This is a genomic window from Mycobacterium sp., assembly GCF_032162605.1.
Taxonomy (GTDB): domain Bacteria; phylum Actinomycetota; class Actinomycetes; order Mycobacteriales; family Mycobacteriaceae; genus Mycobacterium.
In genome coordinates this window covers 1-6,353 of sequence record NZ_JAVROT010000129.1, presented here as the reverse complement: position 1 = coordinate 6,353, position 6,353 = coordinate 1, and the positions used below count along the sequence as shown (strand labels likewise).

Here is a 6,353-nt window from a genome sequence, read left to right as displayed (position 1 = left end):
GAAGGAGACGACCTCATAGTTGCCGGTGTACAGCTTCGCCATCTTGATGGCAGCTTCGTTCGACTCCGCCCCCGTGCTCAACAGTAGGACCTTGGTCAGCTGCGACGGCAGAGTCGCCGAGAGTTTGGAGGCGAGTTCCACCACCGGCACGCTGAGCATTCCGCTGTAGAGATGGTCGAGAGTGGCCACCGCCGCTGACACCGTGGACACGATGTCGGGATGCGAATGCCCCAGGATGGAACTCATCTGCCCCGAGGTGAAGTCCAGGATGGCATTGCCGTCTTCGTCGTAGACGTAACTTCCCTTGGCCCGTTTGATGATTCGTGGCACGAATGACGCGCCGTAGCGTGCCACGTGTTGATCGGCGGCCCGCCAGAACTGCTCGCTGGTCACAACACTCCTCTGGTCGGTCGGGTGTGCCTGCTTGACGAAGTCTGTCACTTAGTGACACACGGTAGTCACGTCACCAAGTGACACGGATCGGAGAAGGGTGGCAGCCATCGTCGACAAGGCCGGGTCGCGGCTCGCGGTTTCCAGGCACGCCTGTGCACTGCTCTGGGCACACGGGGTCGCCGGCATGAGTGGTGACGATATTGCCTCTGCCGCAGGGCTTTCCACACAAGCGATCTGGCGTTACTTCCGGACGAAGGAGAGCTCCGACTCACCGAGAGCAAGACAACGGTGCCGCTCTTCCATCTCACCGCGGATTGCCGGGTCGACGATCTGCTCGAGTTGCGCCGCAGCGTCAACGCGGCCGCCGTCATCAACGTGTCCAATCCCGGAACGTTCGGCGGTCGCCGCCGGATGGATGGCAGCCTTCGTCCGCCGCGTCGAGAATCCATTGACCATCCTGATCTGAGCGCACTTACCGCACGGCATCGCGTGCATCATCCGCCCGAACGGCGCGGGCAAGTCCACGGTCCTGCGGGCCATCAGCGGCCTGCTGCAGCCGCGGGAGGGCGAGATCACGCTGAAGGGGGAGCCGATCCACCGGAGCCCTGTTCGCGAATCTGACGGTGCGCGAGAACGTGCTGCTCGGTGCATACATCGTCCGACGTGACCGCGCGCTGGTGCGCAGGCGCTACAACCAGGTAGCCGAGCTGTTTCCAATCGTCACCGAACGATCACGCGAGACGGCAGGCAACCTGTCCGGCCGCCAGCGCCGGATGGTCGAGTTCGCGCGCAGCCTGATGCTGGACCCCCGTGCTGCTGCTCCTGGACGAGCCGTCGTTGGGGCTCGATCCGAAGGCGTTGCGGGTCGTGTACAGCTCCGTGATGGTGATGCGTGACGCCGGTAAGACGATCCTGGTGGTGGGGCAGAACGTGAAGTTCGGGATGCGGAGGGCGACCGACGGCATCGTGATGGAGAGCGGCCGGGTCGTCACCCAGCGTGCCGCTGCGGACATCCTGGCCGACCCGAACCTGGGCCAGATGTACTTCGGCGGTGGCGTGAAACGCTGAGCGCCCGCTCCCCGCTCAGTACTCGTTGGCGATGACGACCTTATGTGCCCGAGCCGGAAGAGGTCGCGGCTCACCCATTTGCGGCGGTCCCCAGACCGTCGTCGACGTCCGCCTGTTCCGATACCAGCTCGACCCCTGACCGTCGGGCCTGTTCCAGCAGCAAGGTCGCGAAGTCCTCGCTGGTGTGGCCTGCACCGACCGCCGAGGACACCATCTCGGCAGCCAGTGCGGCGACGGGCATCGGCACGCCGTGCTCGCGGGCGGCTGCCAGGCCGAGGTCGAAGTCCTTGCGCAGCAAGACGTTGGTGAACGTCGGCTAAAAGTCGAGGTTCACCAACGCCGGCGACTTGTACCGAGTGAACACCGATCCCATCACCGAGTTGTTCAGGAACTCGAGGAACGCCTGCCGGCTGGTGCCGCCCTGCTCGGCGAGCACCGTGATCTCGGCGAGGGACTGGGCGACGACGCCGAGGAACACGTTGTGGCAGATCTTGACGAGGCGAGCGACCTCGCCCTCGCCGACGTAGGTGACGCCCCGGCCGAGTGGGCGCAGGAGATGCTCGGTGCGGTCGTAGGCCTCGCGCGGCCCCGAGATCGCAAGGGTGAGCTTGCCCGACCTGACGACCTTTGGGTTGCCACTGACCGGCGCAGCCAGAAGCGTGGTTCCTCGGTCGGCGGCAAGGCCTCGGATCCTTTCCGAGACGGCCGCCGAGACGGTCGAGCAGTCGACGATGACCTGGGGTGAGACGTCGGCGGTGAGAAGCCCGTCCTCGCCGACGGCCACGGCCTCGAGGTCGTCGGAGGCCGCGACCATGATGAAGACGACGTCGCGATCAGCGAGCTGCGCGGGGGTGTCGACGAGCTTGGCGCCGCGCTCGGCCAGCGGCTCCGCCTTGGACCGGGTGCGGTTGTAGACCGACACCTCGTAACCGGCGTCCAGCAAGCGTTCGATGAGCGCATAGCCCATGCGTCCGGCGCCGATCCACCCGACGCTCGTCGTCAATTCGCTGTCTCCCATTCAATCTCCCAAGCTCGACTGCAATCGGTTGCAATAGTGCCGTGCGGTCTAGCTCAAGTCAATACCGCAAGATCCTGCGCCGCCTCGCGCGCCTGCCCGGGCACTGCGTCGGCGCGAAGTCCTCAGGCCCCGGCGCGGGCTGGGACCCGGCCGGTGGAGGACCGGATGACCATCGACAATGGGAGCAACATGGAACGCGGATGGCGGGCCGGGTCGTAGAGCACTTCGAGCAACAATCGGGCCGCTTCGGCGCCGAGCTCGTAGTGGGGGATGCGCACGGTCGTCATGGGCGGTGAGACCTTGTCCATGAACGGCATGTCATTGAACCCAACCACGCTGATGTCGTCCGGGCAGCGCAGGCCCCGCTCGGACAGAGTGTCGTAGACGCCCAGGGCAAGCAGGTCATTGCCGGCGAGGACCGCGGTGAACTCAGGACCGGAGTCCAACAGAGTCCGCATCGCCTCCGCGCCCGCCAGCTCCGACCACTCCTGGCAGATGATCGTCCGCGAGACCTCGGCTGGGAGACCGAGATCCTCCAAACTGGAGACGAATGCGCGACGCCGGGTGACACCGGTCGACAGATCTTGAGGTCCGGCGAGATGCACGATCTTGGTGTGCCCCAGATCGACGAGGTGCTGCATCGCCATCGCGACGCCTGCTGCGTCGTCCGAGGTGACCGATGGGATGTCGGCGCTGTTCGTGCGCCGGTTGACCAGCACCATCGGCGTCGATGCCGCAGCGAGTTCGTCGAGAAGGGGGTGCTTCAGATGCGCGGTCGCGAACACGAAGCCCTCGACGTTGCGCTGACGGAACGACTCGATCGCCGCCTTCTCCACCTCGGGTCGGTTGTCGGTGTTGACGATCCAGGCGTTGTAGCCGATGGGCCGTAGTACGTCCTCGACCCCTCGCACGATGGGCGGGAACAGCGGATTGGTCAGATCGGGGATCACCAGGCCGATGCTGGCCGACCGGGAAGTCTTGAGGCTGCGCGCGATCGGGTTCGGCGAATAGCCCATCTCGGCGGCGACCTTCTTGATTCGGGCAGCCGTCTCGGCGTTGACCAAACTCTCGGTCGCCTGGTTCAAGGCGCGTGAAGCGGTGGCGGGATGGACTCCGGCCATGACCGCAACCTCACGCAGCGTGGCCCTGTGCACAGACCCCCACTCCCCTCCCCTGCTGCAAACGGATGCAGCCTCCGGTCAATGATGGAGTTCCCCACCGGCACGTGCAATGTATCGGTCGGTTCCCGTCTCTACGAGCGGCGCCGGCGAACACGCGACCGCTCACGTGCGAGGGCCCGTTCGGAGGGCAGCCGCCCTGACCATGGTTGGCCACTCCGCCGCCACCACGTCGAGATCCGGGCTCGGGCTGTGTCGACGCCTCAGGTCGATCAGGGTGTTGATCGAGGCTTCGTCGACATGCCCATCGGTGATCAGACCGTGGGTGCGATCGAGCAGGCACTCGAGGTGCGCCAGTGCTTCAGGATCCGCCAGCCCGAGCAACCGTCCCGCGGCCTCGAGAACCTCCCGTCGCAGGCGGCCGGTGACGATGTCATGCGAAGTGTCGATCAGGGCCTCGGCCAAACGATTTCGCGGATCGGTGACGGTTGCGTCGTCGGCAGGCAGCGCTGCCATGACCGTTCCGAGGTAGGGACCGATGTCTGCGACCGTGCTCACGACACGGCATCCGGATGCGCCCGCCCGCAACTCGTTGCCCGCATTGAGGACAGTGGCGGCGCACGTTCCCGCTGACAGTGCCGCAGCGCGGCGAGGAGTCGACCCAATGGACTCGACCTTGTACTCGTCCGGGCTGAGGCCGGCGCGCTCCAGAAGGGCGAACGCCACGAACGCGAAGCCCGATTCCGGCACGTCGACCCCGACCACACGATCCCGCACGTCCGCGACGTCCGTCACCGACGGCGCGAGACACAACGACAGCCCGAGTCCCCGATCGATTCCGGCGAAGATCTCCACCGGCAGGTTTCGCCCGAGTGGGTTCGCGCTCAGGAACCGATAGGCGAGAACATTGTCCGGGCTCGTCATCACCACGTCGAACTCGCCGGCTTCGAGCGAGCGGAACTGAGCCGGCGAGGAGGGCACGGGGATTTCGGTGACCTCGAGGTCGGCGCCGTCCAGTCGTCCGGTACAACGAGCAAGATCGATCAACAGCGATGGCGTGAACGTCCCGATGCGTAGCCGCGCTCGTGTCATGACCCCATGGTGCCATAGCTGCAATCGTTTGTAGACAGCCTCTCTGAACGTCTACCTGCCGGTTCTTGCCGTGGCCGACTATTCTTGAGAGCGCCCATTGACATGACCCACGTCACATCGCAGGATGGAGCAAACGATTGCAGTGAAGCTTTCGGGCAGAGAAGAGGCTGGGAATACATGAGTCAGGCTGTTCCCTCGGTGACACGCCACCCGCGACCGAGTGTCGGCGACTCGCCGCCGACACGAGCACCGTTGATCGAGATTCGTGGCGTGAGCGCCGGCTATGAGAACAAGCGGCAGAAGACCCGACTCATTGCACTGCGGGACGTGTTCCTCGACGTGTACAGCGGCGAGTTCCTCGCCATCGTCGGCCCGTCCGGCTGCGGTAAGACCACGCTGATCAACATGATCGCCGGCTTCATGACGCCCCTGGAGGGGACGATCCGGGTCGGCGGTCAGACCGTCGAGGGGCCCGGTGCGGACCGGGCCATGGTGTTCCAGGACTACGCGGTGCTGCCATGGCGCACCGTCTACAAGAACGTGATGTTCGCGCTGGAGAACAGGCATCCTCGCCCGTCGAAGGCGGAGTCGCGGGAGCGCATCGGCCATGCTCTCGAGCTCGTCGGTCTCACCGGCTTCGAGAAGTCCTTCCCTTATGAGCTCTCCGGCGGAATGCGTCAAAGGGTCGGCATCGCACGCGCTTTGGTGTCTGAGCCGGAGATCCTGTTGATGGACGAGCCCTTCGGAGCGGTCGACGCCATGACGCGCGAGGTGATGCAGGCCGAGTTCGAGAAGATCATCGCCGAGACGGGCCAGACCGTCTTCTTCATCACCCACTCGATCGACGAGGCGCTCACGCTCGCGGACCGGGTGGTCGTGGTCTCGAACCGGCCGGGCAAGGTCCTCGAGATCGTCGACGTCGACCTGCCCAGATCCCGATTCGACGAGGGTGTCAGGGGCAGTGCGCGGTTCAGCGAGCTGCGCGAGCACATCTGGGGCCAGCTGCAAGCTCAGGCACTGGGAGCGAAGATCGGTGGAGGGAACAAATGAGCACGGGCACGCTGCCAACGACTGACGCGTCCGCCGACGGGGCCGCCGTCACCGAGTCGATCACGCGCAGCGCGTGGGATCGGTATCGAAGCTTCGTCATCACGGTGGTCAACCTGAGCCTGTTCTTCGTGCTCTGGCAGTTGATCGCACTGTCCGGCATCATCAATCCGCTGTTCTTCCCCAAGGCCACGGACATGTTCTCGGCGATGTACCACGGCTTCGCCGATGGCACCATCGGTCCAGAACTGCTGCACAGCGTGCAGAACTTCACCATCGGCATGCTCATCGCCGCGGCCATCGGCATCCCGCTCGGGCTGTTGATGGGCGGCGTGCGGATCATCGACCTGATCCTCAGCCCCTACGTGTGGGCGATGACGGCGTTGCCGCGCGTCGCCCTCATCCCCCTACTGATCCTCGTCCTGGGCTTCGGTAACTCCATGCAGCTCACGATCATCGTGCTGTCGGCGATGTTCCCGATGATGGTCAACTGCATGGAGGGGGTGAAGACCGTCGATCCGTCGCTGGTGCGGGCCGGCCGGATCTTCGGAGCGAACGAGGCGCAGCTGTACGTCAAGGTGATCCTGCCGTTCACCCTGCCATTCGTCATCAGTGGC

At 65.1% G+C, this 6,353-nt stretch carries 9 protein-coding genes and 1 pseudogene; 5 read left to right on the top strand and 5 right to left on the bottom strand.

Annotation, left to right across the window (positions count from 1 at the left end; all coding sequences use genetic code 11):
* The coding region (locus tag QOI01_RS08010; protein ID WP_526379690.1) for an aminotransferase class III-fold pyridoxal phosphate-dependent enzyme at nucleotides 1–393 on the bottom strand (393 nt) is incomplete at its 3' end.
* A gap of 184 nt (nucleotides 394–577) precedes the next feature.
* On the opposite strand from QOI01_RS08010, the gene QOI01_RS08005 reads away from it, so the two are divergent.
* The 3 genes from QOI01_RS08005 (at nucleotide 578) to QOI01_RS07995 (ending at nucleotide 1,461) form a co-directional block, all read left to right on the top strand.
* Nucleotides 578–859 (top strand): hypothetical protein, encoded by a 282-nt coding sequence (locus tag QOI01_RS08005; RefSeq protein WP_526379688.1) that lies wholly within the window; start codon nucleotides 578–580, stop codon nucleotides 857–859.
* A 27-nt stretch (nucleotides 860–886) separates the two neighbouring features.
* Nucleotides 887–1,060 carry an ATP-binding cassette domain-containing protein gene (locus QOI01_RS08000; protein ID WP_526379686.1) on the top strand — a complete coding sequence of 58 codons (174 nt, stop codon included), beginning with the start codon at nucleotides 887–889 and terminating at the stop codon, nucleotides 1,058–1,060.
* A 143-nt stretch (nucleotides 1,061–1,203) separates the two neighbouring features.
* The gene (locus tag QOI01_RS07995) at nucleotides 1,204–1,461 is read left to right on the top strand and encodes a hypothetical protein (protein ID WP_526379684.1); all 258 of its coding nucleotides are present in this window, start codon (nucleotides 1,204–1,206) and stop codon (nucleotides 1,459–1,461) included.
* Nucleotides 1,462–1,531: 70 nt separating this feature from the next.
* Here QOI01_RS07995 and QOI01_RS07990 read toward each other — a convergent pair.
* The 4 genes and pseudogenes from QOI01_RS07990 to QOI01_RS07975 form a co-directional block, all read right to left on the bottom strand.
* Nucleotides 1,532–1,765: pseudogene (locus tag QOI01_RS07990) on the bottom strand (NAD-binding protein); the annotation flags it as partial.
* A 12-nt stretch (nucleotides 1,766–1,777) separates the two neighbouring features.
* Complete coding sequence (locus QOI01_RS07985; protein WP_526379682.1) at nucleotides 1,778–2,479, bottom strand: NAD(P)-dependent oxidoreductase; 702 nt, start codon at nucleotides 2,477–2,479, stop codon at nucleotides 1,778–1,780.
* A 122-nt stretch (nucleotides 2,480–2,601) separates the two neighbouring features.
* Nucleotides 2,602–3,633 (bottom strand): LacI family DNA-binding transcriptional regulator, encoded by a 1,032-nt coding sequence (locus QOI01_RS07980; RefSeq protein ID WP_526379680.1) that lies wholly within the window; start codon nucleotides 3,631–3,633, stop codon nucleotides 2,602–2,604.
* A gap of 129 nt (nucleotides 3,634–3,762) precedes the next feature.
* A complete protein-coding gene (locus QOI01_RS07975) occupies nucleotides 3,763–4,689 on the bottom strand; it encodes a substrate-binding domain-containing protein (protein WP_526379678.1) in 927 nt (308 codons plus the stop codon).
* 270 nt (nucleotides 4,690–4,959) lie between these two features.
* Between QOI01_RS07975 and QOI01_RS07970 the strand changes: the two genes are divergently transcribed.
* Nucleotides 4,960–5,739, top strand: a complete 780-nt coding sequence (locus QOI01_RS07970) for an ABC transporter ATP-binding protein (RefSeq protein WP_526379677.1) — start codon at nucleotides 4,960–4,962, stop codon at nucleotides 5,737–5,739.
* Nucleotides 5,736–6,353, top strand: a 618-nt coding sequence (locus tag QOI01_RS07965) for an ABC transporter permease (protein WP_526379675.1), incomplete at its 3' end; no start/stop codon positions are given. The genes QOI01_RS07970 and QOI01_RS07965, both read left to right, overlap by 4 nt.